The sequence below is a fragment of the Micromonospora sp. D75 genome (assembly GCF_018070405.1).
GTDB classification, from domain to species: Bacteria; Actinomycetota; Actinomycetes; order Mycobacteriales; family Micromonosporaceae; genus Micromonospora; species Micromonospora chalcea.
The window spans coordinates 48,155-73,348 of record NZ_JAGPXV010000001.1; the positions used below are offsets into that span (position 1 = coordinate 48,155).

Genomic DNA, 25,194 nt, shown 5'->3' on the forward strand with positions numbered 1-25,194 from the left:
AACACCGCAGAGCTCCGTCAATATCTGCATAATGGATTGATGGAGGGTTCCCCTCACGACTCGGAGAAAGAGCGGCTTGCCAAGGCCGCGCGGGTGATCACGGAGAGCGTTCAGGCGGCGTGGCTCATGCAGTCGAGAATGGGCGACAGCATCGAGGAACCTGTCCGCGACGCCGTGGTCGAGCTGATCACGGAAGGCAGCCCGCGCGCCAAGTTACGGATGATCGCTGAGCGCGAGGAGTTGCGGAGCCGCGAGGCCGAACGGCTGATAGACCGCACCATCGAGTTCGTCCGGGCCATACCCCAAGCTGACGCCTCCTATGAGCGTTTCTTCACAGCACACCTCGAGATGATCAGAATCGTCCGCGCGGGCGAGGTCGAGGCCGATGACATGCCGGTGGAGCCGCTAGACGCGGCCGCCCGGGAGGCTGCCTTTGCGCGCTCCCGAGCGGAGCGGCCGCAGACCGCGAGGGAGTGGGACGACCGGGCGCGTACCCTGCGCGACCGGGGCCAGATCGAAGAGGCCAGAGCGGCCTTCATCGAGGCCGTTCACCTGGCCCGGGCCGAGGGCGAGGCCGCGGTCGAAGGCAGTGCGGAGATCGGCCTGTTCACGTTGCTGATGAGGACCGCCCACACCGTGAAGGGAAGCCATCAGCGCATGCTGGTACACGCCCGCCGCGGTGCGGATGCCTACCGCCGGGCGGCCGACCCCGTCAGCGAGGCCAACGCGGTCGTGGCGATGATCACCGTGCTGACCGACCTCGCCGACCAGCCGAACCTGGAAAGCGCCCTCAACCGCCTGCAACGGCTGGATAAGGACCAGGCGCGGTGGTGGCGGGCCTATGCGGCCGCGATGACCGCGAAAGATCTCGAGCCTCTCATCATGGGGCTGCGGTGGTGCGTCGAGTCGGCCACCCTTCTTGGCGGCCACGCCGACTTTTACCGCAAGATGTGCGAGGGCAAGCTGGCCTACGCGGAAGGCCGAAGGATACCCCTGGAAGAAGGTGGTTCGGAGGTCTTCCAGGCGGGAGCCACCGCACTCGAGGTGATGGCTAACGGCCCGACTGAGGAGGCGGCCCGCCGACTCGACGAGATCCTTCGGAACGTTGAGGAGCTGCGGAAGTACGGGCGGTCGCAAGCCCTCCAGCGAGAGCTTTCAGCCGCCCATGAGATCACTTACCTGATGGCCGAGCGGTGCGCCGAAGCGCTGCGCGGTGCCGAGGCGGCGGTTGACGTCCATGAGCTCGCCGCGAGCCGGGCCCTGCTCGCGCAGACGGCGATGCACCAGCTCTGGAGGCAATGGCACCCGCAGGTGTTGGAGGACTCCCGTTCGAAGGTGCTTCAGGACGTTCTCGGGAAGTACATCATTGCGCCGACCGAACCCAACCACCGGCTGCTCACCCGAGTGTTCGGCGACCAGCGGCAGGCGCTCGAGCGCCAGGAGCAAAAGCTCCTGTCCGCCACGCCTGGCCTCACCACGGCCACGTCACCGACGCTGACCCGGTCGGTGCGGGCCCTGCTCGCCGAGAACGACCGCGTCGTGGTCTGCGGCTCGAACGGTTCGATCTTCCTCATCAGCCGCGGCGACTGCCGGACGATCGGTCGCTTCGCCACCAAGGAAGTGGACGAGGCGGTTGAGGGTGCACTGGCTCAGCTGTCCAGCCCGCTGGGCGGATCACAGGACGACCCCGACGCGGTCACCTGGCTCATGACCCATCTCGTCCAGCCCGTCGTGGACCACGTTCCGGAGGGGTGCCGCCTGTTCTTCGTGCCGCACGGGGCGCTCTGGCGGATCCCCCTGGGCGCGCTGGCACCCGCGATGCTCTCCGCGACCCGCGAAGTGAGCTACGTGCCCAGCCTCACCCTGCTGGCACGCCTGCTGACCAGGCCCCGGCTCAAGCGCGTCCTCGAACGCTTCGTCGGCTTCGGGGACCCCGACGGCAGCCTGCCGCACGCCCGGGCGGAGATCGACCACGCGGCGGGCACGTTCACTGATGCCTTCACCGTGACCGGAGATCGGCTCGAGTACCACATGATGATGGCCAACCTCGCCGATGCCGACGTCGCCCATTTCGGCTGTCACGGGTTCTTCTTCCCCGACCATCCGGACTTCTCCGCCCTGCACCTCGCCGGTCCCGCCGACCGTCCCGAGGCGCTCTGGTACGGCGAGCTCGCACGGTACGAGCTCAACGCGAGGCTGGTCGTCCTGGCGGCCTGCCACGCGGGAACCGGAGCGATGCGGTTCGGCTCGGAGTACGTCGGCTTCCCCGGCGCGTTTCTCGCCGCCGGCGCGCAGGGGGTGCTGGCGCCCCTGTGGGCGGTCTCCGACGCCTCGACCGAGGCGCTCATGCGGCACTTCTATCTGGCTCTCCAGAAATTCGCCTCGCCCGCCGACGCGTTGCGGCAGGCACAGCAGGCGATGGCAGCCGATCCGATCACGGCTCATCCCTACCACTGGGCGGGTTTCCAGCTGTTCGGCGCACCGGCGACGTACAAGTTTCCGGGTGCGTCGTGACGGGCGCACGGGACTTCGAGCCACCTCCGCCCGGCGCTATGGCCAGACCGGCCGAAGAACTCCAGATCGGCCACGACTTGGAGGACGTCTACTGCGCTTACACCGAGTGGATCGTGATCATCGGTCGGGGTTTTCCGGACTTCGTACTCGAGAAAATGCACGACATGTGCGGATGGACCGCCGACCGGATCCGCGAGCTGGGAGTGGACCCGGCCGTGGTCGACCGGTTCGAGGAAATCGTGGCTGACCTGCCGGGTCACCACGAGTTCGCCCGGTCGTTCGGACAGGACTGGCTGGAAGCCAGGGCACGCATCAGCGCGGAGATGGAGGATCTGCAACGTGTCGTGCGCACCGCGATCGACGCTCACCGGCGGCGGTACTACGACTACGGTGTCATGCTCTGTCGGATACAGTTGTGCGTGCGGACGATCCGTCTGATCCCGAAGCTTCCCGAGGACATGGCGGAGGAGCTTGCCGACATCCAGCAGCTCTATCACGCGGAACTGATGCGCGCGACGGCCGTCCTCCAGACCATGGTCGCGTATGAGAGCCCCACTCTGCCGCGCGACCCCGGTCAGCACCATCTGGACCAAGTCTTCGCGGCGTTCATCGACCATCTCGCGGTCTGGCAGACCGGCGAGGCCCGCGTCACCGACGACCTCGCCAGACATCTGGAGGAACTCACGGGGGCGATCGGCTTCCGCCGAAGTGACCGGTTCAGACAGGACATGGCCTGGATCGAGCATCCGGATCCGCTCGCCGAGGAGGACCGTATACCGCTTCCCGTCCCGCACTCCTCCGACGATCGGGACCGACTCGAGTCCTCCTGGAAGCAGGCCAAACAGATCGCGGCGGACGGAGACGTCGAGCGCTTCCTCGAGCTGATGCCGCATCTGCTCGAGGCATGCCGTAGCGTTCTAGGCCCGGTCCACCCGCTCACCCTGCACGTCCATGTCGACTTCGCCGCGGGGCACAGCGCCGTCGGCCGGACCGTTGCCGCGGCCCTGATGCTGCACGACGTCACCAACACGGCGCTGCACTACTACGGGCCCTACCACCCGGCCAGGTACCTGATCGCGGCCCACGCCCACTCGTTCCTCACTCTCGTGGATCCGGAACTAGCCGCAAGCCTCTACGACTTTCCGCTCAAGTCCCTGGTCGAGCGCGAGGAGGCGGACCTGCCGTCCACCTTGCACCAGGCCCGCCGGACCATCCGGGAATCGCTCGGCATGGACGATGCCTGACCGAACCCGACCGGGAAGCCGTCCATCCGGGTCAGCCTGATCTACGACCCGGCGCGGCAGTCGACCCGGGCACCCCGGCGTCCGGACGTCGTCGCTAACCGGGACTACGCGGACAGCGATCTCATCAACGTAAATCACGTTCCTGCTGAGTGGTTGTGCTCCGAGTTGGAGATGACGTCGGCCCAGGCTGACACAATCAGCGCCGTACGTGAGGAACGAGGCGGATTCACCACGGCGGACGAGATCATCCTGCATTGCTCCATGCCCTCTAGCACGTGCAGGGTGCGTTCGAGGCCCGAGGCATCGAGCGATACCTGGGAGGCGATGCGGTCGTCGTCGCCGAGTTCCGGCATGCCTAGCCACTCACCGGTGATCGTCAGCTCGTCTCGGCGGTTGTTCGTCAAGGTCAGGGGAAGTTTTCTCGCCGTTGCGGGCATCGACGACGTTCGCCGCCACGACCGAGTTGTACTGGTAAGCGAGGCGCTGCTGATCGCCGAATTCCATGGTTTCGAAGTCGAGGGTGATCGTGACCTGGCGGACGCCGTCCTTGGTGAGGAGGAAGAGGAGAAGTTTGTATCGCGAGTAGCGCCAGGGCCCCTTGCTGACCCGGGCCCGCTTGAACCCGGGCACGGGCGCCTCGATGAAGGCCTGCGCTATCACGTCCTGCGCGGCCATGCGGTAGTGCCGCAGCGTGTCCTCGACCAGGATCTTGCGATCGCAGTCGAGCCAGTGCGCCATCTCCGCGTCGGTCGGCTTCGATTTTAGCTTGCGCACCCACCTGTCGTACGCCGCGCGCAGGTCCTCATAGTCGTGCTGGACCCGGTCCAGGTCGTCCCGGTAGCGGTGGCCCTGGAGAAGATCGCGAGCCAGCCCTGGATGGCGAGCCGAACTCCGGCCATGATTCCGGCCGTCGCGACCACCATCGTGAACGGCGCCTCGACGAGGGCCTGCCACAGCAGCAGCGGCCCGGCAAACGCCAGGGCGAACACTGCGGTGCCGAAGGCGGTCCGCCGCTGGGGCGTCCCGCACGGCGCCTCGGGGCACCAGGTCAACTACCGCTGGACCAACGTGGTGGCCCGCCCGGAGTGTGGGGCTGGCTTCTGGTGCGCTTTCATCACGATTGGTTCCACCCGCCCTGGGAGGAGCCGTGGGACATGGACTGGTCGTGGCCGGTCGACGTCGACGGGGTCCAGCGGCTGACGTCTGCCCTCGTCGGGTGCCCGGACCCGCTGCAGCCATCCTGCGAATGTCCCGCGCACCGCAGCTTGCGGGATACCACCGAGAGACCACCACCGCGTGAGGTCCCGGTGACGATCGTGTTGACCGAGGACGGGCTGCCGCAAGTCCGGTCGGTACACGACCTATAAGGCTGGCACGACCGGTGGATAGACGGTCAGACGTGGCGGACGTTGAACCTGGCCCCCCGTTTACCCCCCGAAAACCCAGGCCAATTGTTGGCGAAGAGTGACAAGAGCCGGTGACGTATTAGTGACGTCCTTGCAGCTCAACGACCATCTCAGGCAAGTAATGACAAGCCCGCTTCGGCTACTTTCCGTTACAAGGGGTCGTCGGTTCGAATCCGGCCGTCCCGACGCAGGTAGAAGGGCATTTCTCGCGATCATGCGATGCCCCGCTGGGGACCATTTGGGGACCTCAGGCCGGTGAGATGCGAAGACAGCGCCTCACCGGCGGCCCGGATCGACTGACGATCCGGATGCAGATATCGCTGAGTCGTCATCAGCGAGCCGTGACCGGCGATCTTCCGTAGGACGTGCACCGGCACGCCGGCATCCAGGTCAGCCCGGTGTGCCGCAGGTCGTGTCGCCGCAGGTACTCGAAGCCCAGCGAGCTGACCACCTCGTCCCAGTGCGTCGCGTCGCGCAGCACCGCCGTGCTGATCCGGCCGCCGCGAGGGCCGACGAAGAGCCGGCCGTCATCCTCGGTGAGCCGGTCGAGCTTCGCGGCCACCATCGGCCGCAGCTCGCCGATGATGGGCACCTGCCGCGCCTGAGCCGCCCCCGCTTTTATGGAGCTTCTTGACCATGGTCTGATGGCCGTGGGGGAGGAAGTCGTCCGTGGCAGCACCGAAGAAGTACCCCGATGAGCTACGTCAGCGCGCTGTGCGTCTGTACCGCGAGTCGGATCCGAAGCCCGTCATCCGGCGCCTGGCCGAGCAGCTTGGCGTGCATCACGAGGCGCTCAGGAGCTGGATCCGCCAAGCCGAGGCCGACGCAGGTGAGCGTCACGACCGGCCGACCAGCGAGATGGCGGAGGAGAACCGCCGGCTGCGCAGGGAAGTCACTGAGCTGCGGCGGGCGAACGAGATCCTGAAGGCTGCGAGCGCGTATTTCGCGGCGGAGCTCGACCCGACCCGGCGACGGTCATGACGTTCATTGATGAACACCGTGACCAGTTCGCGGTCGCGCTCCTGCTACGGGTCCTGAACATCGGCGCCTCGACCTACTACGCGTGGGTCAAGCAGGCCGAGCAGCCCTGCGACCGGGACGTCGTCGACCTGGGGTTGATCTCTAACATCCACGAGATCTGGGAGACCTCCGGGCGAACCTACGGCGCGGACCGGGTCCACCGGCAGCTACGCCGTGACGGCATCCGCGTGGGCCGCAAGCGCGTCGAGCGGCTGATGGCCGCCCACGGCTGGCAGGGGGCGTTCCTGCGCCGGGGCTGGCGTGGCGGCTCCACGAAGCAAGATCCCCGACACACGCCAGCGCCGGATCTGGTCAACCGGCAGTTCACCGCCGACGGGCCGAACCGGCTCTGGGTTGCCGACGCCACCCGCATCCCCTGCGGTGAGGGTGTGTTCTGGCTCGCCGCGGTCCGGGATGTGTTTTCCCGCCGGATCGTCGGGTGGAAGACGTCTGACCGCTGCGACACCGACCTGATCCTCGCCGCCCTCGAATACGGCATCTGGTCGCGCGATGTCCGCGACGGCCAGTTGATCCACCACTCGGACAGGGGATCCAACTACACGTCGTTCCGTTTCTCCGAACGCTTGCAGGACAACGGGATCCTGCCCTCGATGGGCTCCGTCGGCGACTCGTACGACAACGCGTTGATGGAGAACTTCTGGTCGACGTTGAAGATCGAACTCGTCTACCGCACCTCGTGGCGGACCCGCGACGAAGCCGAGAACGCGATCTTCGCCTACATCGACGGCTGGCACAACACCCGCCGCATCCAACGCGAGCTGGGCTACCTCAGCCCCAACGAGTACGAGACCGCCTGGCACACCCGCCAGCCGCAACCAGCCGAGCCACCTATCGCCACCCCTGCGCCAGCCGGCAGCAGGTAACCACCGCTCCATCAAAGCGGGGGGAACTCACGACGGCACGATCCCCGATTTTAGTCATGTTTACATGTTCTCGGATCCGTGCCACCTCAGATGTACCCGGGCCAGCGCCGCTGGCTTGCGACCTGCCGACAAGGTCGGTTTCCCTCCGGCGTGTGGAGGGCTCCGGCCCGCTCTGGCTCGAGGTGCGGACCGATGGGGACCGCACGCTATGCAGGGCGGTGCGCCCGCCTGCAGCCCGCGAGCGCGACCCGCTTGAGGTGCTGCCCTGAGCGACGAGCAGAGGCAACAGTTAGTGATCGAGTCGCGGGCGACCGCCGAACTCGTTCACGATCGTTGACGAGGTGTAGACGAGCGGGCGTCATGCGGCACGTGGCCGTGCTCGCCGAGCTGGTGTGCGCGACGACAACCCTGGTTGTCGTCGCGCACACCAGCGTCGCCGAACCTGCGCTGTGGGGCAAAAGTGCCGGGTGGAAATGTATTGCTACTTCTCGAATAGCGCAAGAATGTTGAGGTCAGGTCCGGACTTGAGCGTTCCCACAATCCTTATCCCGTGTTCATGACCGCGTGCGATGGTGGAGTAAGCATAAATGCCGGTTGGAAATCCGCCCCTGCCGCGCATTGAGAAGTGCAGTGACGCCTCTTCCGTCAGTTGCAATCTGTAATCTACCCATCTCGCTAAACCGCCCTCGCCAATGCCGCGTTCAAGCACGTTCATCGCCGCTATGGCGCTGTAGTTCGCGGAATACCAGGCCCAGTGGTTGCGTGTTTCTGCAGGGTCATCGACGCCAGGGTAGGGAGGTGGCAATGAGCGGACCCGCTTGGAAACCTCGGCCGCTAGTTCATCAAAAAGGGTTACCACCCGGCCTGTCGTCAACTCTGCGGCGAGTGGAATGATTGGCTGCGCCGGCGGTAGATCAAGGAAAACGAGCGCCCTTGGAGTTGCGGCCACGAACGCAGGATCGAGCAAGGCATCCCAATTGCCGTCGCGGATGTAGCTGACCTCGTCCTGGCAGGTTTGCCGCATAGTGAAGTGCAAGTTGTACGAGTTGCCGGTGAGGCGTTTTAATTGGGCTTAGCTCAATGGTGTCTCCGCGATCCTGCTGCCTGGACTTCTCGCGCCCTGTGGCTCCTTCTACGTTTGCCTGTGCGTCAATAAACGGGAAGATAGTTGCTAGCAGGGCGTTAGTGCTGATTCTGGCCCCGGCTTTGCCGGTTACGCTTGTCTTGGTGAGCGTCACATTCTTCGTGGATATGGTTATCTTGTCTGTGTCGTGTTCCGGCATGATGACCGCATCGTAGAAAGCAGATATCTGCTCGCTGTCGATGAACAGTGGCGCGTCGGCCAGCCAAGACAGTGGGACCTCGGGGAAAGGTGACTCGCTAGACTCGAACGTCATCGTCCTTGGCCCTTCTTTGTTTTCGCGACCAGTCTTTTGCGAGGGCGTCTATCGTTGCCGTCCCTTTGATGGGATGAACTTTAGACGCCCAGCGCAACTATGTCAGCCCGGCAAGCACTGTTGATCGCTGGTCGAGCGCACTGGATCACCATCAGCGGTTGCTGCAACACCCGCGAGCAGGTTCGTTGGCGAGCCGTGATGCTCGGGGTGAGCACCGGAATGAGTGTTACCTAGCTGACCAGCTCGGGGAGGTGTCGAATAGCTCGGATTCGGACCACTCCTGGCGCAACCACCCGCCCCGTTGATCCTCAAGCATCCTCTTAAGAGGTGCCCAGGGGCTTGCTGCGACCGTCTTGGCTAGGAGCGCATCGAGCAGATGCCGATCGACGAGTTCGATGGTAAAGCCTTCGCCTCTTGCGTGCCGTGCGCTTGACTGAGCGGGATAGGTAAAGTGGTCGGCAGTGGAAACTACGATTCCGTGGCGACTTCGTCCCAGAACCAGCGCTCCCAGTAAATTTCGTATGGTGTCGACAGGTTCTACCGCCTTCGGGCTCTCTCGTCGCTTGACCTGCACCACCCAGGATTTGCCTTCCGCGTCTACGAGAAGAACGTCCACGCCTCCGTCACCTGGCCGACCGACGTGTCGCGCCTCAACGTAGGTACCGACCTCAGCGAATACACGAGCAACTAGCAGTTCGAGATAGCGTGGAGTTACCGCCTGATACTTTTCAGGATGTCGTCGAAACCATTTCGAGATTTCGCTCAGGGATCCGTCGGGTGTGTGGGTATCGAACTCCCGCACCTTGGAGCGGAGAGTCAGATAGTCGTATCTCGTAAGAACTCCCCGGTTCTCATACCGAGTGAGGCGTAGTTCGTTCAACTGCCAAAACATGCACCGATCGCAGTGCTCAACCATCTCTTGAACCCAGCGATAGTTATCCTCAACTCCTAGATCCCGGCGCTCTACCGTCACCAATGGAACGTCGCAATACGGACATAGGCCCAAATTGGTGGGTAGTTGACTGAGGCTGTGAAGGTTTTCAAGAAATCGCGATCTCTGAAGAGCCTGGAAAGCAGGATATGATTTCAGTGGGCGGAACGCGCCGTTGATCATCAGACGTTGTTGTAGTCGGGGTCTGCCGTAGTCATGCAATGAAGGAATGCCACGGACGCCTCGTCAAACGTAGGCTTTGGCGAATAGTCCAGTACCTCGTCCGGCCCCCAGAGCGTGCCCTGAACCAGGGGTTCATCAAACTCGACGTCTGACATGTGCACAGAGTACTTGCGGCCATGGCGATACTCGTCCGCCATCCCACGCACGTTGAACCCCTCCATCAGCGACGGTTTTGAGCTGCAGGGACGGGAAAGTTCCGATCCGCCAGCCCACTGCTAGGCCAACTGCATCGAGTCGGCGGCCGCCCTGCGAAGCAGGTCAAGGCACGTCGCTGCCGTGCGACTTCCGGCTGCGTCCACGCTTCCTAGCGTGTCAGCGTTCCGGGGGCCAAGTGGGGACCGCACGGCCTGCGCGATGGCGCGCGGCACAACGTCGACCGCACGGCCTGATTCTGTGGAGAGCGTGCGTGACGTGCGTGGACGTGTGGCGAAGCGTCCTACTCGCCTTGTGGCCCCCGTCTGTCTAGATCTGCGGGAGGGGCCGCCGACGAGGGCGTTTGCCCATGTCAGCGGCCCCTGTTCGTCAACCAAGCCGAAGTTGCAACGGAAGTAGCCTGCTGCTACGCGTCGGCTGAGAGCCATATGCCGAAGTCAGCGAGGCTCATGGGCTCGCCAGCGTGTTCGGACTCCTCGATGTAATCGGCGAGTTCGTTGGCTACTAGCCGGAGCAACTGAGGGCCCGTGACGGGCCGGTTGACATCGACAGCGCGCGTTTGATCCTCCATGGCACCCATTGGATCACGGTCTGCCACAAGCTCTCCGCCCGCCCGGCTGTACATGATCCTCCGAGCGGGTTGACGTCCCGGTTTGCCCGTACCTGCAGTTCAATGCCTCGTGTCGAACATCGGCCGCGCACTTGTGAGCGGGTCGCCGAGTGGCAGAGGGCCTCATGGCCGCAAATTCGTGCTGCTGCCCAAGCCCCAACCCCTTGGGAAATGCAGTGGACCCTAAATGGCTTGCCTAATCTGCCTACTAGCCCCGCATGTGCGGTCATCCTCCTGAAGGCCTACGTCGTGCGGGACCTAACGCAGGTGCCTGGGTCGCCAGCCTGACAATGGGCTTCAACCGGAACCATCAAGTCGGCAAACCGGGGCCGATGGGTCATTTGGTGGGCTCGTCGGCGGTGGCGGTGAGGTCGGTCCACTTATTGGAGAGGATCTTGTTGACGACGGTGCCAATGTGGGCGGCCGTGTTCTGGGCCCTGCCGTCGACAATGAGCTTCTTACCGCCGGCGCCGTCCTTGATCTCCCGCGTCTTCTTCTTGCCGTTCCGGTCAATTTTGTACCCGGTCAGGCTGATCCAGTGCTTGCGGTAGCGGAGCCAGTCGATGGTGTGAATTCGCTGCGCGAATTCCTCGAAGCTGATGACCGGCTCGGGTGCGTCATTGCCGGACGCCTTCGCCAGGAAGAGTTCTTCAGCTTCCTCTGCCGTGCGGTGCTCATCGCCAGCGCTGGTCCCGATGGCAGCAGCGAGGGGGGCGATGAGGTCTCGGCGGCAGTCATGGTAGGCGATGGCCAAAGCCTTGAGGGCGAATGCCCAGCCGTGGATGTAGATGAGTCGGTACGGTTCGCTACCCTTGGGAGTGGGATCGACCCACTTATCGCCGAATTCGCTGTCGAGCAGTTCAAGGAATTCTCGGCAGAAGGGAAGGAAGTGCTTGATGTGGTAGAGCTTGATCTGCTCTTCTTTTCTTGAACCGCGGGAGATGACGTTCAGGAGGATCTGGTCCATGGTCGAGAGGTCGGCGATGTTCCTCGTCGCGGTCTCGCTTGCTCCACCCGTGCGCCCATCGGCAAGACGGTCCTCGAAGACGGTCCCGGCGACGGCCTGGTTGCGTAGGCGGGCCATTGCTGAGGAACTGTCGAGAGTTGCGACGAGGTTCTTATTCTTCTTCGACCCGCGGCCGTTACGGTCAGCAAAGCTCTGCGCGGCGCGTTCGGGCGTGACGTTGAGTTCGATTTCCAATGTAGTGCCGAAGGTGTCCAAAGCGCCGGCCTTGATCGCGAGGCCGGTCTGTGCCGCCTGGAACAGCGCGGCGGTTTGGGTCTGGCCGTCAGACTGCATCACAGGCTTCTTGGGCAGGTACAAAATCCCGTACAGGGCCATAGGGTTGCTCTCGTCTAGAGCCACGAAGATCGTCTCGGGAAACGCAGCTGCCGACTGCCATCCGCTGATGGTCGGAAGATAGGCGACGCGTTCTTCCCGGATAGCTTCGACGTTGTACTGCTTGAAGTTGGCCAGGTTTTCCTTCTTGGCGCCCTTGAAGTCTTGCTGGGTCTGCTCGTGGGCCTTCAGCATGCCCTGAGCCTCCCAGTCCTCGATTGGCGGAGCCGAAGGGTCGTACTTGACAATCTCAGTAAACTGCCTCAGCGTTGGGTGCATCGTCGCTGTGATTCGGTAGTTCGGCTTTGCTCCTTTGAGCGCCAGCACTACGCCGTGGATCATGTGACGCTTTCCCAGTTCGTGCTGAAACTCGTACTGGTTCTGGGCGACCGCAACCTGCGCCTTCGGGTCGGTCTGGTACCGGACGATCCTGAGCCCGCCGAAATCCTTGTCCTCGGGTATCGCGTCATCGGCAAGCAGTTTGGTTTGTGGGAATGTGGGCAGGGTTGCCATCAGGACTCCTTGAATGTCGGCGGCAGCAGGTCGGTCAGGTGGGGGATTGTGGGAACTGGCAGGGCTGTTTCGATGCCTGGGACGCCGCCCGCTAGGCGGAGCTTGGCGGGTAGTTCGACGAGTTCGATGCCCAGATTCAGCACCTCGATGGTGGTGCGAATTTCGGGCTGGAACGCGAAGGCGGCGAGCACGGCCCGGATCGGGCGACCGAACTCTTGCTCCTTCCGGGCCAACGCCAGGTACGTGAGAGCCTGGCCGAGTCCCTCGTAGCCTGCGAGGATCTTGAACTCCCATACGCGGATCACACCGTCGCTGCTGAGCGTGCGCATGTCGGCGCGGACGCGCGATCCGGCATAGGAGTGCTCGGTCTTGAGCAACAGCTCCTCCGGCCGGAACTCGCTGAGCCTCCTGGCGTACAGGTCGCGGATGTGGCACTCGTGCGCGTAGCCGTCTCCCGGCGGCGGGGAGGAGGCGGCGAGATCAGTGGTCACATCTTCAAGATACCAATGTCCATCGTGGTGTTAAGCCCCGACATCTGGCCGATGCCTGAACGTTATCCGCGCCGTCGTGTCCGGTCTGGACACTCGCGCGTCCAAACAAGTTGTAGAAGGGATTTCTTGCTTGGCGAGATCCGTGGGGGACCACAGTGGGGCCACACGTAGTGCGCGTTGGTGGACGGCAGGCGCTCGACCGCACGGCCTGATCATGGCTGCGGCGGGCATGACGTGCGCAGACGTCCAACGCAGCGCCCTGGGGGTCAAGGGGTCGTCGGTTCGAATCCGGCCGTCCCGACAGTAAACAAGCAGGCCAGGGCCTTGATTCACCTCGGTGGGTCGAGGCCTTCTTGCTGTTTCGTCTCACAATTCAACACGTACGCGCCTACTGCTGAAATTCGTGTCACCGGAGGCAGCCGAACAGGCCTGCTTCCAGGTGTTCAGCCGCGACCTTGAGGTGGCTGCTGTCCGGGTGGACGTAGGCCCGCTTGGCCAGCGTGCCGCCGTCCGCGTGGCCCGGCCTGGTTGTCGCCGCGTTGAACATGGCCGCCGTCACCCGCGGCGGCGATGTCACCGGAGTGATCTTCCACAGCGACAGGGACAGCGAATACTGCTCGGCCGACTTCGCCCGGGTGTGCGCCCGCTGGAAGGTACGCCAGTCGATGGGCCGGGTCGGCTCGTGCTTCGACAACGCCGTCGCCGAGGCCACCTTCTCCATCATCAAGGTCGAGTACGTCCACCGTCACCAGTTCCGCACCCGTACGGAAGCCCGGCTGAAGATCGCCACCTGGATCACCGACTTCTACAACTGGCGCCGCCGCCACTCCGTCTGCGGCGGACGCTTGCCCATCGACTACGAACGATCAGAGACCCGCGCCCTGCAGGCCCAGGCCGCATAACGGAGCCCTCCACGATTCCAGGGGATTGACACCCGCAATCGAGAGATGGGACTGCACCCGGTTTTGGGTGGGTGTTGGTGCGGGTGCTGGTGTGTCCGTGGCGGCATCGGTATCCGGGGCGGTTGTGGACCCAGTGCGAGTCCACAGGCGGCCGCAGATGCCGCAGTGGACGGGGCCGGCCAGGAGGTAGGGACGTTGACCGCCGTGGGTTGGTGTGGGTGCGGTGTTTCCAGCGCAAAATTTCGTGGTGTCGGGTGATGGTGCCGTCGGGTTCGATGTCGTCGTGGTCGGTGCGCTGGCCGTCGTCGGGCTTGACCAACAACCGCAATTTCACCCAGATGCTGGAGTTCCTGGTCGCGCGCGGCGAGGTCGCAATCTCCGGTCAGGGCCGGCAACGGCTGTGGGACGTCGCCGGGCGGGTCTATCCGGCCGGCACTCCCGTCGTGGCGTTGGCGCAGGCGCTTCGGGTCCGCAACGAGCGTCGGCTACGCGCGCTGGGCATCGCCCGGGCGCAGACACCGGTCCTGCCGGGGAGCCGTCAGAGGTCGGCGACGCCGGTGAGCCGGCGGTGGCCGAGGGAGTCTCGGGGGTCTGGCGGGTGGACCCGGCCGCGCTCGGGCAGCCGTTCACCGCGCGTACGGGCGTTGTTGTCGCCGTTCGACCGGCTGGTGCACGACGGGGTCCGCCTCGAAGAGCTCTTCGAGTACGAGTACGTGCTGGAGATGTACAAACCGAAGGCGAACCGACGGTGGGGCTACTTCGCGTTGCCGATCCTGCACGGCGACCGGCTGGTCGGAAAGTGGACGCCACGGCTGACCGCCGGCGCGGCACATTCACCGTGCACGCCGTCCAAGAAGACGTGCCCTTCACTCTGCAGGTGAGCCGCGCCGTGCACGACGAGCTGCGCGACCTGGCGTCATGGCTCTCGCTGACCCCGGAGGGTGTGGCTGACGGGTGATCGCCGAGGCCCCCGCGCCCCGACGAGCACCCGTCGCTGTCCACGATCTGAAGTCCCCGCCTACGAGATCCGGCGGAGCCGGCGCACGGCCAGGTAGAGCAGCAGCAGGGCGAGGGCGACGAAGATGCCCGTCTCGATGCCCTGGAACAGCCAGAACCGGTCCGCCGGCTGGTACAGCTGCCAGTTGTACGCGCCCGGTTGGAGGCCCAGCTCGGCGCCGCAGACCCGACCGTCCGGGCCCTTGCCGCCCGGCGGGCACTGGATGCGGGTATCCTCCGCGATCATCGTCCCGTCCGGGTTACGGACGCCCTGGGTGAGGATCCAGTCCCCCCGGCTGATCTCCGGGGGTCCCTCCCTCTCGATCGGGAAGGTCTGGGTACGGGCGGGCTGGTAGTGCGGCCGGGCCAGGAGCGCTACCGCCGCTCGTACGCCGATGAACCCGGCGAGGGTGATGCCCATGGCGGGCAGCATCCGCTTCCAGACGGTGCCGGCGAAGACGCCCAACGCCACGGCGAAAAGCGTGTAGCCGATCGGGACGATGCCCTGCAGATCGAAGACGATCATGCCGAGGCGACCTTCGTAAGCGGCCTGGGTCAGCGGCGCGACCCACCACGACATGCCCAGCCCGTAACCGATCGCCAGGAGCAGCACAGCGGCTCCGACCAGCCCGAACTTCGTCAGCGCCCAGCGGGTGCGGCCGACACCCTGGGTCCAGACGAACCGGTGCGTGCCCTGCTCCACCTCACGGGCGACCAGTGGCGCGCCCCAGAACAGGCCGACCAGCACCGGCAGGGTGATCAGCAGGACGGCCAGCAGATTGAGGCTGCCGTACTGGTTGCTGAAGCGGTGGAAGCCCGCGTCACATGCCTCGCGGGTCGACGCGGCCACGTCGGCGCGGGCAAGCTGGCCAACACAGTCCGCCAGCCCGAGGTCGGCGAAGGTGTTCCGCATCGACAGGCCGATCGGCACCAGCACGGCCGCGAGCACGGCGAACGCCAGCACTGTGAAAAAGGCCTGCTTGCGGTGTTGTCGCCAGGTCAACCAGATCATGCTGCCACCCCCCACTCGCTGTGACTGGTCTGCGCGGTGCCCTCGGCCAGGTAGGCCAGGACGACGTCCTCCAGGCTCACCTCGCGGATCGTCCAGGCCGGATCGGTGACCGGCCCGTCGGTGCGGACCAGCAGTGTCGACTGCCGGTCGGTGTGGCTGGCCCGGACGACGGCGGCGACGCCCCCGATCGGGCCGCCGTCGTGCCGTGGGCCGACCAGTTGGCGGTGCCCGGCGACCAGGTCGTCGACCGCGCCGGTGAGCTGTACCTTGGCGGCGTTCAGCACGATCAGGTGGTCGCAGACGCGCTCCAGGTCGGCCAGCAGGTGCGAGGAGAGCCGGACGGTGGTCCCGGAATCCGCGACGCTGCCCATCAGGGACTGGAGGAACTCACGCCGGGCCAGCGGGTCGAGGCTGGCGACCGGCTCGTCGAGCAGCAGCAGCCGGGGCTGCTTGGCCAGCGCCAGGGCCAGCGCCACCTGGGCCCGTTGCCCGCCGGAGAGCTTGCCCACGGGTCGGTCCGGTGGAATGCCGAGCTGCGCCAACCGGGTGCGGGCCAGGTGCGCGTCCCACCGCTTGTTCAGCTTGCCGCCGGCGACGACCAGCTCGGACGCCGTGAAGTCCCGGTAGAGCGGGGTGTCCTGGGCGACGAAGCCGATGTCGGCGAGGCCGTCCGTGTCGCCGTACGGCGATCGACCGAACACCCGTACCGTGCCCGCGTCGGGCTTGAGTAGCCCGACGGCCAGGTGTAACAGTGTGCTCTTGCCCGCGCCATTGGGCCCGACCAACGCGGCGATCCGGCCGGCCGGCAGGCGCAGCGAGCAGTCCCGCAACGCCCAGGCCCGGCCGTACCGCTTGCCCAGCCGGTCCGCCTCCAAGACATGGTCCATTCTCTGTCCTCTCGTTCCGCTCACGCGGGTTCCTTCTGCGGGGTGTCTTCAGGGAGGGTGGCGCGCAGCGTGGTCTCCACCAGGGCGATGACGTCCTCGGCGGTGAGGCCGGCAGCCTGCGCCCGGTGCAGCCAGGCAACCAGGTCGTCGCGTAGCTCGGCCTGGTTGGGCAGCGACGCGCCGGCCAGGGTGCGCTGGACGAACGTGCCCACTCCGGGGCGGCCGCCGACCAGACCCTCGATCTCCAGTTCCCGGTACGCCTTCAGCACCGTGTTCGGGTTGATCGCCAGGGATTGTGCGACGTCCCGGACTTTCGGCAACTGGTCGCCCGGCGTCAGCAGGCCGACCCGCAGAGCCTGTTTCACCTGCTGCACGAGCTGCATGTAGGTATTCACCTTCGACCGGCTGTCCAGTACGAATTCGATCACTCGCGATGATCCCTCCTGTCCTACGACAATAGGACTACCAGACAGGCTCGCCGGGACTGTGGCTCCTGTCAAGCCCGACGCGACACGCGCCCGGCCCGACGCGGCACGTCACGGGCGGCTGCCCGGCGTGTCGACCGGGTGGCGCCAGCAGGCCAGAGGTTGGCGCCGACGGGTCAGCGGCTCGGGAAGGAACCGGCAGCAATCCAGGTGGAAGGAGAGGTGTGCGATGGTCGCCAACGAACTGACGACGCCGAGGGCTGGTCCATGCACGAACACGTCGTCATCAGGCGGGGCGTACGGTCCGGCCTGCCGATCGTGGTCGCGGTGCACTCCACCGCGCTCGGTCAGGCCATCGGCGGCTGCCGGGTCGCGCAGTACCCGCACTGGCGTGACGGGCTCAGCGACGCGCTGCGGCTGTCGGCCGCGATGTCGGACAGGTGCGCGCTGGCGGGGCTGCCCAACGGCGGCGGCAAGACCGTCGTCGCGCTGCCCCCGGGCAGGGCGCTCGACGCGGCCGCCCGTCGGGCCGTGCTGCATGACGCGGGCGACGCGATCGGTGCCTATGCCACCGGACCGGACGTGGGAACCGGACCGGACGACATGGTCACGATCGCCGAGCGGGCCCCGCATGCGTTCTGTCGACCGGTGCACGCCGGTGGCAGCGGCGACTCCTCCGGACACCGCCGTCGGCGTCCTCGCCGCGCTGCATGCCCTGTGCGCCGAGCGATTCGGGTCAGCCGATCTGTCCGCGCGCAGCATCGCCGTGCTCGGCCTCGGCCGCGTCGGCGGGCACGTACTGCGCATGCTCGCCGACGCCGGCGCGACCCTGGTGGCCGCCGACATCGACGAGGGCAGACGAATGCTCGCCGACACCGCGGGTGCCGCCTGGACCAGCCCGCAGGACTGCCTTGCCGCCGACGTGGACGTCCTCGTCCCTGCCGCCCTCGGCGGTCTGCTCACCCCGCACACAGTGCCGACACTGCGCTGCGCCGCGATCGCCGGACCGGCCAACAACCGACTCGACAACCCGGCCACCGCCGATTTGCTGCACCAGCACGGCATCCTCTGGGCACCGGACATCATCGTCAGCGCCGGCGGCATCATCCACGCCACTGCCGCCGAGCTACACGGGAAACGTCCGCCCAGGCCACCGCCCGGGTACACGGCATCGCCGACACCCTCACCGACATCCTGCGCACAGCCCGCGCCACCGGCTCGACCCCGGCCGCTGCCGCTCGCGCCCGCGCCCGCCACCGCATGGAAAGCGGCCGCCGCTGACCCTGCCACCACCCGACCGCAAGACAACGGCCAACCGCCACACGTGACGGCGGCAGATGAGGGCAGTGCGGAGCGAGCGCTCCACCAGCTAGAGGGCGGAGATTGAGCTGGGGGCTCGTTCTTGCCGAGCTAGCGCGCGTATCACGTTCAAGGAGCCGTGTCGCCAGGCCGCGAGGCTGCTCAGCAACTGGATTGTCGCTTCAGTCGCTGTCTGCCGAGGGCGGCCCGTCTACTGCCCCTGGTCGACGAGATCCCGCCGATCAGAGGCATCCGCGGCCGACCCGGACAGCGACCGAAACGCATCTACGCCGACCCTGGCTAACGGCGACCGCGGCGGACGGGCTCGGCCTGAGCTGGCGCCAGGTTGATGCCCGGGCGCGGTGGTGGCGGGTCGCCGGCTGAGCGCGATAGACGCTCACCTCGAGCTCTCGCCCGATATACGGCCGGGCGGTGGCTTGCCGCGCACAGGACCTGAGCGAGAATGGGCCAGTTCGAACTCTGCGCAACCCTGGAAGGACCCTCCCTTGGCCGGTGGACTCGTAGCCCTGCTGGATGACGTGGCGGTGCTGGCCCGAGCCGCTGCCGCGTCGATCGATGACATCGGGGCGGGCGCCGCGAAGGCCGGCGCCAAGGCTGCGGGCGTCGTCGTCGACGATGCTGCCGTCACGCCGCAGTACGTGCGGAGCCTGGCGGCCGAGCGCGAGTTGCCGATTATCAAGCGCATTGCCCTGGGGTCGCTGCGCAACAAGTTCTTCATCATCCTGCCGGCCATGCTGCTGCTCAGTCAGTTCGTGCCCTGGCTGCTCACTCCGATCCTCATGCTCGGCGGCGCCTACCTCTGTTACGAAGGCGCGGAGAAGGTGTGGGCCAAGATCGCCCATCACGATGCCCACGGCGCGGGCGAGGAAAAGGTGCAGGACGAGACGACACTGGTGTCCGGGGCGGTACGAACCGACCTGATCCTCTCGGCGGAGATCATGGTCATCAGCCTCAACGAGGTGATCAATGAGGCGTTCTGGTCCCGCCTGGCGATCCTGGCGGTCGTCGCCGTCGTCATTACCGTCATGGTGTACGGCGTGGTGGCCCTGATCGTAAAGATGGACGACGCCGGGCTGCGCCTGTCGCAACGTTCCGGCGCCGTCGCCACGTTCGGCCGCGGTCTGGTGAGGGCGATGCCGGTAGTCCTCACCGTGCTGACGGTGGTCGGCACCGCGGCGATGCTGTGGGTGGGCGGGCACATCCTGCTGCTAGGCACGAACGAGCTGAACCTGCACTTCCTGTACGAGGCCGTGCACCACGTGGAGGTCGCCGCCCACGACTCCACGGGTGCGCTCGGCGGGCTCGTCGGCTGGCTCGTCAACACGGTGGCCAGCGCGATCCTCGGGCTGATCGTCGGAGCGCTGGTCGTGCTGGTCATGACTCTCACGCTCCACCGCCGCAAATCCAAGCCTGCGGCTGCGACCGCGGCGGCCACGACTCGTACTGACGGCACCATCCCCGCCCAGCCGAGCCGTGCAGCTCAGCGTCGCGACGATCCTGCGGACCGAGCGCCGCGCGGTTGACGCACATCATCGCCACTCGACTGCGGGGTCAGGCGTTCTGGTGCTGAACCGCGCTTGGTACTCCAGCCGCACCTGGTGGGGTCGGAGTCTTCGCTGGTAGTGGGCCGTTTTGGCGCGGTATTGGTGTCGTCGTCGCCATCGTGACCTACCGACTCGGCATCCGGTTCGACCGGATGCTGGAAGCGGCCCAACGTCGGCGGAGCCGGGCGTTCAGAGTTGGGCGAATAGGTCGCGGGCACTCCCGGAGTCGGGATGTGCCGTTCCGGAGTCAGCGCTCGACGCCGAACTGGATGCCGTCTCGGCCATCAGCGTACGGCGATCAGAACGGGCGAACCGCGGGCGGCATACCTGGGAAGTCCGCCGACTCGCTCACCGACGCCCACTTCTCGACGTCGTCGAGCGCTGCACGGTAGGCGCGGGTGAGGTTGCGAACCGCCTCGGCGCCGAGCGGGAGCCGGAGCGGCGCGTCGGGTGTGTCGAGCATGTTCCGGATCACCCGGGCGGCTCGTGCCGGGTCGCCCTCCTGGATGCCGTCGGCTCCCTCCATGTTCGCGCGCACGGCACCGGTGACCCCCTCGTAGATCGAGCTCTGCCGCGCTGTGTTGAGCACGTCCGCGGCGTTGAACGCGGTGCGGAATCGACTGGGCTCGACGATGAGGACGCGGATGCCGAACGGTGCGACCTCGCCCGCCAGCGCCTCCGACCAGCCCTCGAGCGCGAACTTGCCGGCTGAGTAGCTGCCGACGGCGGGAAACGACATCCGCCCGCCCTGGCTGCTCATCTGCACGACCGCACCAGAGCGACGTTCCCTCATGTGGGGCAGCACGGCACGCACGTAGGCGGCCGGGCCGAACAGGTGCTGCTCGAGCATGGCCCGCAGAGCAGCGTCCGTGATCTCTTCGGCGGCGCCGACCTGTCCGGCGCCTGCATTGTTGACGAGCACGTCGACGCGCCCGAACACCTCCAGCGCCCGCTGCACGACCCCGGCCGCTCCGGCCGTGTCGCGCACATCGTGCGCGACGGCGAGGAGCCCATCCCCGTACCGCGCCTTGAGCCCGTCGAAGCGGTCGGCCCTCCGCGCGGTCCCGATCACATGCTCGCCAGCCTGGAGTGCCGCCTCGGCGAGCCCCAGACCGAGGCCGGAACTCGCGCCCGTGATGATCCATGTTCTCGTCTCGGCTGTCGTGGTCACGGCCCCGACACTAGAGCTTCGAGCGCGCTTGAAAGCAAGCCGCGCTCAGGCTTCGGAGGCGACGAGTGGTCCCGCCCGCTTGATCCTCTGCGCGACGATCTCGGTTTCGACGCTGTGCACGCCGGAAAGCGCACCGCGCACCGTTTGCGTCTCAGGCTGGAAACCGAGTTGTCGGTAGACCTCGGCCTTGTCGGCTGGGTCGGCACAGTGAGACTGAACTGGTTGCCGTAGAAGGCGCGGTGGGGTTCGCCGACCACGACGGCGCAGGGTAGGCCCGCGAGCCGTGGCTCGGACCGCTATCTGGTCCGGCGAAGCCGGCCCGAGCTACGGCTTGCGATCAGGCCGTGGCCCGGGGCGTGGTCAGGCACCTGGTTTCGGAAGCGGGCTGTGCTGTGCGGGTTCCTGCGGTGTCACCGTGAACCCCGTCATGGCCAGCGAGAGCAGGCGGGTCGCTGTGGTACCGGGGTCGCGGTCGCTCTCGGTCGCCAGGGCGATCCCGGTGACCAGCGTCGACAGGTCGCCGAAGGTGACGTCGGGCGCCAGCACTCCGGCCTCGGCGGCCCGGCGTACCAGCGGCTCACCCGCCTCGGACAGTTGGTCGGACGCGCAGTAGACGCTTTCGACGCGGCCGCGGTTCAGCGCCTCGGCCAGGCCCCGGATCGTCGCGGCGGCCCGCGTCATCTCGATCAGGAATTCGACGAGCGCGGCCCCGGGGTCCGGGTTGCCCACTAGTTCGCCCGCGCGGGCGCAGAGGGCGTCGATGCGCTCCCGGAAGACGGCTTCGAGCAGGGCGTGGCGGGTCGGGAAGTGGCGGCGGACCGTGCCGGAGCCCACCCCGGCGGTCCGGGCGATCTGTTCCAGCGACGCGTCGGCCCCGTGCTCGGCAACCGCCTCCGCTGCCACCGCGAGCAGAAGTTCGTAGTTGCGGCGTGCGTCTGCTCGCATGTCTCACCTCGGCGTTGCTAAGCGGCGGGGTCCGCCGTATCTTAGCAAGCAGAAACGGCGGGCCCCGCCGTTTCGTGGGTCGAGGAGTGTGTCCATGTCTGATCGAGCACCAGTACTGGTCACCGGCGCTACCGGCCAGCAGGGCGGGGCGACCGCCCGCGCCCTGCTCGCCGCCGGCGTCCCGGTGCGCGCCCTGGTCCGTAACCCTGCTGCCGCCAAGGCCGCCGCAGTCGCCGCCCTCGGCGCCGAGCTGGTCACCGGCGATCTCCGGGACCCCGCATCGCTGGTCCCGGCCGCCCGGGGCGCCCGCGCCGTCTTCTCCGTGCAGATGCCGGAGCTGCGCGGCGACACCTGGGACTTCGAGAGCGAACTCGCCCAAGGCGTCAACCTGATCGCGGCCGCGCTGGCCGCGGAGGTCCCGCAGTTCGTGCACACCTCGGTGTCCGGCGCCGGGCGGCACGAGGACGCCCCCGGCTGGACCGACGGACGCTGGGCCGCGATGGAGCGCGTCTTCCTGCCCAAGGCCGGCATGCAGGAACGCGTCCGGGCCGCCGGCTTCGACCGGTGGACGCTGATCAAGCCGGGCTTCTTCATGGAGAACTTCCTGCCCGACCTGGCCTACCTGCTGCCGCGGGGCATCGCGGGCGGGCTCGCGACGGTCCTCCGGCCGCAGACCCACCTGTCGCTGGTCGCCGTCGACGACATCGGTCGCGCGGCCGCAGCTGCCGTCGCCGACCCCGACCGCTTCCACCGCGTCGAACTCGAACTGGCCGGCGACCACCTGCCGATGACGGAAATCGCGAAGATCATCGGTGAGTCGCTCGGCATCGACGGCACCGCTCCCGACATGACCGAGGCGGAAGCGCTTGCCGCCGGTATGCCGCCGTGGGCCACCACCTCCCACGAGTTCTTGAACGTCGCCGGGCAGCCGGCCCGGCCGGAGTTCGCGCGCGCCCTCGGCATCCCCCTGACCCCGTTCGCTGAGTGGGCCGACCGCCACCTGCGCCCCCTCCGTCAGGGCTGACGCCAAGGCTTGGTCATCGTCACGCCCATGGACACGCCGTCCGGTCCAAGTCGGCGAGTTTGTCGGCCGCGACGTGAGCGATCGGTCGAGTTCGACATCGTCGACGAGCCGCCGACGATGTCGACGTTGCGCGGAGCATTCGCATGAGTCACCGGACGACCTCCCCACTCCGGTTCCGTGGCGCGATCAGCCCCACCGATGGAAGCAGCATGAGCAGGGCAAGCCCAGTCAGGAGAGAAGCCACCCACACGGGGCCGAGGTCACTGGAATCCGACAGCGTCAGGGCCGCAAGTGCCGGGCCGGCGGCGGCTCCTATGTTGAGCGCGGCGGTTGCGTAGGAACCTCCCATGGTGGGCGCTTCGGATGCTGCGTAGAGCACCCGCGCGATGAGCGTGCTACCCACCGCGAAAGCCAGGATGCCCTGGACGAAGACGAGGATCAGCAGCAGTACGGGGTGTGTGGCGACGAGTGCGAGTGCCAGCCACCCCAGGAACAGGAGGGGAGCGGCCACTCCGAGAATCGGACGAGGGCGCCGGTCGGAGAGCCGCCCGGCGGCAGTGACGCCGATGAACGATCCGATGCCGAACACGACCAGGGCCAGCGGTACCCACACCTCGTCCAGTCCTGCGGTCTCGGTGACGACGGGTGCAAGAAAGGTGAACGCCGCGAAGGTCCCGCCGTTGACAAACGCTCCGAGCAGCATTGCCACGAGCAGTCGGGGCTTTCGGAGTTGCGCGAGTTCGAAGGCCAGAGACGCGCCGGCGGCGGGCCCTTCCGCTGTCGGCTCGGAGCGGGGCCGGATCCCCGCGAGGATGCCGACAGCGGCGGGGACACACAGCAGCGCGACTGCCCAGAAGGTCGCTCGCCACCCCATCGCGGTGCCGAGCAGCGCGCCCGCCGGCACGCCTGCGACGACAGCGATCGTCGTACCGGAAAGGAGGGCCGCCAAGGCACGCCCCTTCTGGTTCGGGTCCACGAGACCGGTCGCGGTGGTGAGGGCGACGGCCAGGAAGCCGGCGTTGGCAACCGCAGCCAGGACACGGGTTGCGAACAGCACGGAGAAGGACGGGGTTGTCGCGGCGACGACGTGGCAGAGAGTGAAGATCACCACGAATCCAAGGAGCGTGGTCCGTGCCGGCCACCGACGTGCGAAGGCAGCCATGAGGGGTGAGCCGACGATCATCCCGACCGCGAAGGCGGAGGTGAGCAGCCCGGCGGACCCGACGGAGACATCGAGGCTCGTGGCGATGTCGGGCACAAGGCCCGCGAGCATGAATTCAGAGGTGCCCATGGCGAAGACGGCGAGGGCAAGAAGATGGAGAGCGAAAGGCATCGAGTTGCTCCGAGGCATGAAACGGACAGAAGGCGTCTCGTCACCACGGCCAACCCGGGGGTCGAACAACCGCCCACACGTATGCGGTAGTGGGCGGGAGGCTGGAACCTCAGTGGTTCAGGGGCTGACGGCGTGGCCGAAAGCCCCCGAAGTGTCCGACTCGGGGCTCGACATGGACGCCACTTTACCGATGGCTGCCCGGCTCCCGCACATCCATTTTCGATGAGGCAGGCCGCGCGACAGCTGCCTGGTTCGGCCCATTCCGGTAGACGTTGCGATGGCCACGCGATGCTGAGTGGCTCCGGGGCTTGAAATCCTACTTGCTCAGTAGGAAAATTGATCCATGCTGCTTGTTCGGCTGTTCACCTCCCGCCGGGTCGTCGACCTGATGCGGGTCGCCGCGCAGCTCTGTCGCGTGGCGACCCTTCCGGCCTGAGCGGGCGCTCGCTGCCTCTCGGTCCTCGTCCCGCCGGCTCGCGTCCGGCACCTCCGCGCCCGTTTCCGAGCGGCCGCACGTCAACGAGAGGGATCCGTCATGAACAGTGAACTCGCACCGTCCGCACCCCCCGACGCCGCACGACCCACCCGCGCGTTCGCCGACGACTGGCAGGAGTGGCACCGCCGGCACGAGGAGGCGCGGGCGGACCGCCACGGCTTCCTCGCCGTGGCCGGACTGCACTGGCTCACCGCGGAGCCGCAGCGGTTCCCCGGTGTGCCCGGGGAGTGGCGCACCGGGACGGACGGGCCGGTGGTGACCCTCGCCGACGACGAGGAGATCGTCGTCGACGGCCGGCGCATCCGGAAGAGGCATCAGTTCGGGGTGATCGCCGAGCGCGCCGGGATCACCGTGGAGATCGACGGTGGTGTCCTCGAGGTGGCCCGGCGGGGTG

General features: G+C 66.8%; 23 protein-coding genes and 4 pseudogenes. 12 read left to right on the forward strand and 15 right to left on the reverse strand.

Annotation, left to right across the window (positions count from 1 at the left end; genetic code table 11):
* Positions 1-39 precede the first annotated feature (39 nt).
* Together KBX39_RS00145 and KBX39_RS33030 are read left to right on the forward strand one after the other, a co-directional pair.
* Entirely contained in the window at positions 40-2,514 is a 2,475-nt protein-coding gene (locus KBX39_RS00145) for a CHAT domain-containing protein (RefSeq protein WP_210868600.1), read from the forward strand.
* Between the two features lie 38 nt (positions 2,515-2,552).
* A complete protein-coding gene (locus KBX39_RS33030; RefSeq protein WP_247659725.1) occupies positions 2,553-3,758 on the forward strand; it encodes a hypothetical protein in 1,206 nt (401 codons plus the stop codon).
* Between the two features lie 134 nt (positions 3,759-3,892).
* Here the strand turns inward: KBX39_RS33030 and KBX39_RS00155 are convergent, their stop codons facing one another.
* The 3 genes and pseudogenes from KBX39_RS00155 to KBX39_RS00165 all read right to left on the reverse strand — a co-directional run.
* On the reverse strand, positions 3,893-4,162 hold the full coding sequence (locus KBX39_RS00155) for a hypothetical protein (protein WP_210868602.1): 270 nt from the start codon (positions 4,160-4,162) through the stop codon (positions 3,893-3,895).
* Entirely contained in the window at positions 4,122-4,532 is a 411-nt protein-coding gene (locus tag KBX39_RS00160; protein WP_210868604.1) for a hypothetical protein, read from the reverse strand. The genes KBX39_RS00155 and KBX39_RS00160 overlap by 41 nt, the downstream gene beginning before the upstream one ends.
* An 844-nt stretch (positions 4,533-5,376) precedes the next feature.
* Positions 5,377-5,768: pseudogene (locus KBX39_RS00165) on the reverse strand (tyrosine-type recombinase/integrase); the annotation flags it as partial.
* A gap of 65 nt (positions 5,769-5,833) precedes the next feature.
* Between KBX39_RS00165 and KBX39_RS00170 the strand changes: the two are divergent.
* Positions 5,834-6,145, forward strand: coding sequence for a transposase (locus KBX39_RS00170; RefSeq protein ID WP_069087405.1), 312 nt, complete (start codon positions 5,834-5,836; stop codon positions 6,143-6,145).
* Positions 6,142-7,068 (forward strand): IS3 family transposase, encoded by a 927-nt coding sequence (locus KBX39_RS00175; protein ID WP_210868606.1) that lies wholly within the window; start codon positions 6,142-6,144, stop codon positions 7,066-7,068. Before KBX39_RS00170 ends, KBX39_RS00175 begins: the two co-directional genes overlap by 4 nt.
* Positions 7,069-7,549: 481 nt before the next feature.
* Here the strand turns inward: KBX39_RS00175 and KBX39_RS00180 are convergent, their stop codons facing one another.
* The 6 genes from KBX39_RS00180 to KBX39_RS00205 all read right to left on the reverse strand — a co-directional run bounded on the left by KBX39_RS00180 (position 7,550) and on the right by KBX39_RS00205 (position 13,292).
* Positions 7,550-8,104, reverse strand: a complete 555-nt coding sequence (locus KBX39_RS00180; protein ID WP_210868608.1) for a hypothetical protein — start codon at positions 8,102-8,104, stop codon at positions 7,550-7,552.
* Positions 8,105-8,691: 587 nt separating this feature from the next.
* A complete protein-coding gene (locus tag KBX39_RS34190; protein ID WP_369010100.1) occupies positions 8,692-9,579 on the reverse strand; it encodes a restriction endonuclease in 888 nt (295 codons plus the stop codon).
* Complete coding sequence (locus KBX39_RS00190; protein ID WP_210868613.1) at positions 9,579-9,776, reverse strand: hypothetical protein; 198 nt, start codon at positions 9,774-9,776, stop codon at positions 9,579-9,581. Before KBX39_RS00190 ends, KBX39_RS34190 begins: the two co-directional genes overlap by 1 nt.
* Before the next feature lie 963 nt (positions 9,777-10,739).
* Entirely contained in the window at positions 10,740-12,254 is a 1,515-nt protein-coding gene (locus KBX39_RS00195) for a hypothetical protein (RefSeq protein WP_210868615.1), read from the reverse strand.
* Positions 12,254-12,745 (reverse strand): hypothetical protein, encoded by a 492-nt coding sequence (locus KBX39_RS00200; protein ID WP_210868617.1) that lies wholly within the window; start codon positions 12,743-12,745, stop codon positions 12,254-12,256. Before KBX39_RS00200 ends, KBX39_RS00195 begins: the two co-directional genes overlap by 1 nt.
* Positions 12,746-13,151: 406 nt before the next feature.
* Positions 13,152-13,292: a hypothetical protein gene (locus KBX39_RS00205; protein WP_210868619.1), complete on the reverse strand. Its 141-nt coding sequence runs from the start codon at positions 13,290-13,292 to the stop codon at positions 13,152-13,154.
* Here KBX39_RS00205 and KBX39_RS00210 point away from each other — a divergent pair.
* Together KBX39_RS00210 and KBX39_RS00215 are read left to right on the forward strand one after the other, a co-directional pair.
* Positions 13,291-13,647, forward strand: coding sequence for an integrase core domain-containing protein (locus KBX39_RS00210; RefSeq protein WP_210868620.1), 357 nt, complete (start codon positions 13,291-13,293; stop codon positions 13,645-13,647). The genes KBX39_RS00205 and KBX39_RS00210 overlap by 2 nt on opposite strands.
* 257 nt (positions 13,648-13,904) lie before the next feature.
* Positions 13,905-14,528, forward strand: a complete 624-nt coding sequence (locus KBX39_RS00215; RefSeq protein WP_247659735.1) for a crosslink repair DNA glycosylase YcaQ family protein — start codon at positions 13,905-13,907, stop codon at positions 14,526-14,528.
* Positions 14,529-14,665: 137 nt separating this feature from the next.
* Here the strand turns inward: KBX39_RS00215 and KBX39_RS00220 are convergent, their stop codons facing one another.
* From KBX39_RS00220 to KBX39_RS00230, 3 genes are read right to left on the reverse strand one after another with little or no spacing between them, the layout of a single operon-like run.
* The gene (locus KBX39_RS00220) at positions 14,666-15,655 is read right to left on the reverse strand and encodes an ABC transporter permease (protein WP_210868625.1); all 990 of its coding nucleotides are present in this window, start codon (positions 15,653-15,655) and stop codon (positions 14,666-14,668) included.
* On the reverse strand, positions 15,652-16,542 hold the full coding sequence (locus KBX39_RS00225; RefSeq protein WP_210868627.1) for an ABC transporter ATP-binding protein: 891 nt from the start codon (positions 16,540-16,542) through the stop codon (positions 15,652-15,654). The genes KBX39_RS00220 and KBX39_RS00225 overlap by 4 nt, the downstream gene beginning before the upstream one ends.
* Before the next feature lie 20 nt (positions 16,543-16,562).
* Entirely contained in the window at positions 16,563-16,970 is a 408-nt protein-coding gene (locus KBX39_RS00230; protein ID WP_113974454.1) for a GntR family transcriptional regulator, read from the reverse strand.
* Positions 16,971-17,234: 264 nt separating this feature from the next.
* Between KBX39_RS00230 and KBX39_RS34195 the strand changes: the two are divergent.
* The 4 genes and pseudogenes from KBX39_RS34195 to KBX39_RS00245 form a co-directional block, all read left to right on the forward strand.
* A pseudogene (locus tag KBX39_RS34195) lies at positions 17,235-17,531 on the forward strand (Glu/Leu/Phe/Val dehydrogenase dimerization domain-containing protein); the annotation flags it as partial.
* A 67-nt stretch (positions 17,532-17,598) separates the two neighbouring features.
* Positions 17,599-18,354: a hypothetical protein gene (locus KBX39_RS33035; protein ID WP_247659727.1), complete on the forward strand. Its 756-nt coding sequence runs from the start codon at positions 17,599-17,601 to the stop codon at positions 18,352-18,354.
* Positions 18,355-18,477: 123 nt separating this feature from the next.
* Positions 18,478-18,567, forward strand: a pseudogene (locus KBX39_RS00240) (IS5/IS1182 family transposase); the annotation flags it as partial.
* 205 nt (positions 18,568-18,772) lie between these two features.
* Positions 18,773-19,810, forward strand: coding sequence for a DUF808 domain-containing protein (locus tag KBX39_RS00245; protein WP_064446368.1), 1,038 nt, complete (start codon positions 18,773-18,775; stop codon positions 19,808-19,810).
* A 319-nt stretch (positions 19,811-20,129) separates the two neighbouring features.
* Here the strand turns inward: KBX39_RS00245 and KBX39_RS00250 are convergent, their stop codons facing one another.
* Together KBX39_RS00250 and KBX39_RS00255 are read right to left on the reverse strand one after the other, a co-directional pair.
* The gene (locus KBX39_RS00250) at positions 20,130-21,002 is read right to left on the reverse strand and encodes an SDR family NAD(P)-dependent oxidoreductase (RefSeq protein ID WP_064446367.1); all 873 of its coding nucleotides are present in this window, start codon (positions 21,000-21,002) and stop codon (positions 20,130-20,132) included.
* Between the two features lie 360 nt (positions 21,003-21,362).
* The gene (locus tag KBX39_RS00255) at positions 21,363-21,947 is read right to left on the reverse strand and encodes a TetR/AcrR family transcriptional regulator (RefSeq protein ID WP_210868631.1); all 585 of its coding nucleotides are present in this window, start codon (positions 21,945-21,947) and stop codon (positions 21,363-21,365) included.
* A 94-nt stretch (positions 21,948-22,041) separates the two neighbouring features.
* On the opposite strand from KBX39_RS00255, the gene KBX39_RS00260 reads away from it, so the two are divergent.
* Complete coding sequence (locus KBX39_RS00260; protein ID WP_210868633.1) at positions 22,042-22,971, forward strand: NmrA family NAD(P)-binding protein; 930 nt, start codon at positions 22,042-22,044, stop codon at positions 22,969-22,971.
* A gap of 148 nt (positions 22,972-23,119) precedes the next feature.
* On the opposite strand, the gene KBX39_RS00265 is transcribed toward KBX39_RS00260, so the two are convergent.
* On the reverse strand, positions 23,120-24,304 hold the full coding sequence (locus KBX39_RS00265) for a Cmx/CmrA family chloramphenicol efflux MFS transporter (RefSeq protein ID WP_210868635.1): 1,185 nt from the start codon (positions 24,302-24,304) through the stop codon (positions 23,120-23,122).
* Between the two features lie 535 nt (positions 24,305-24,839).
* On the opposite strand from KBX39_RS00265, the pseudogene KBX39_RS00270 reads away from it, so the two are divergent.
* Positions 24,840-25,194: pseudogene (locus KBX39_RS00270) on the forward strand (hypothetical protein); the annotation flags it as partial.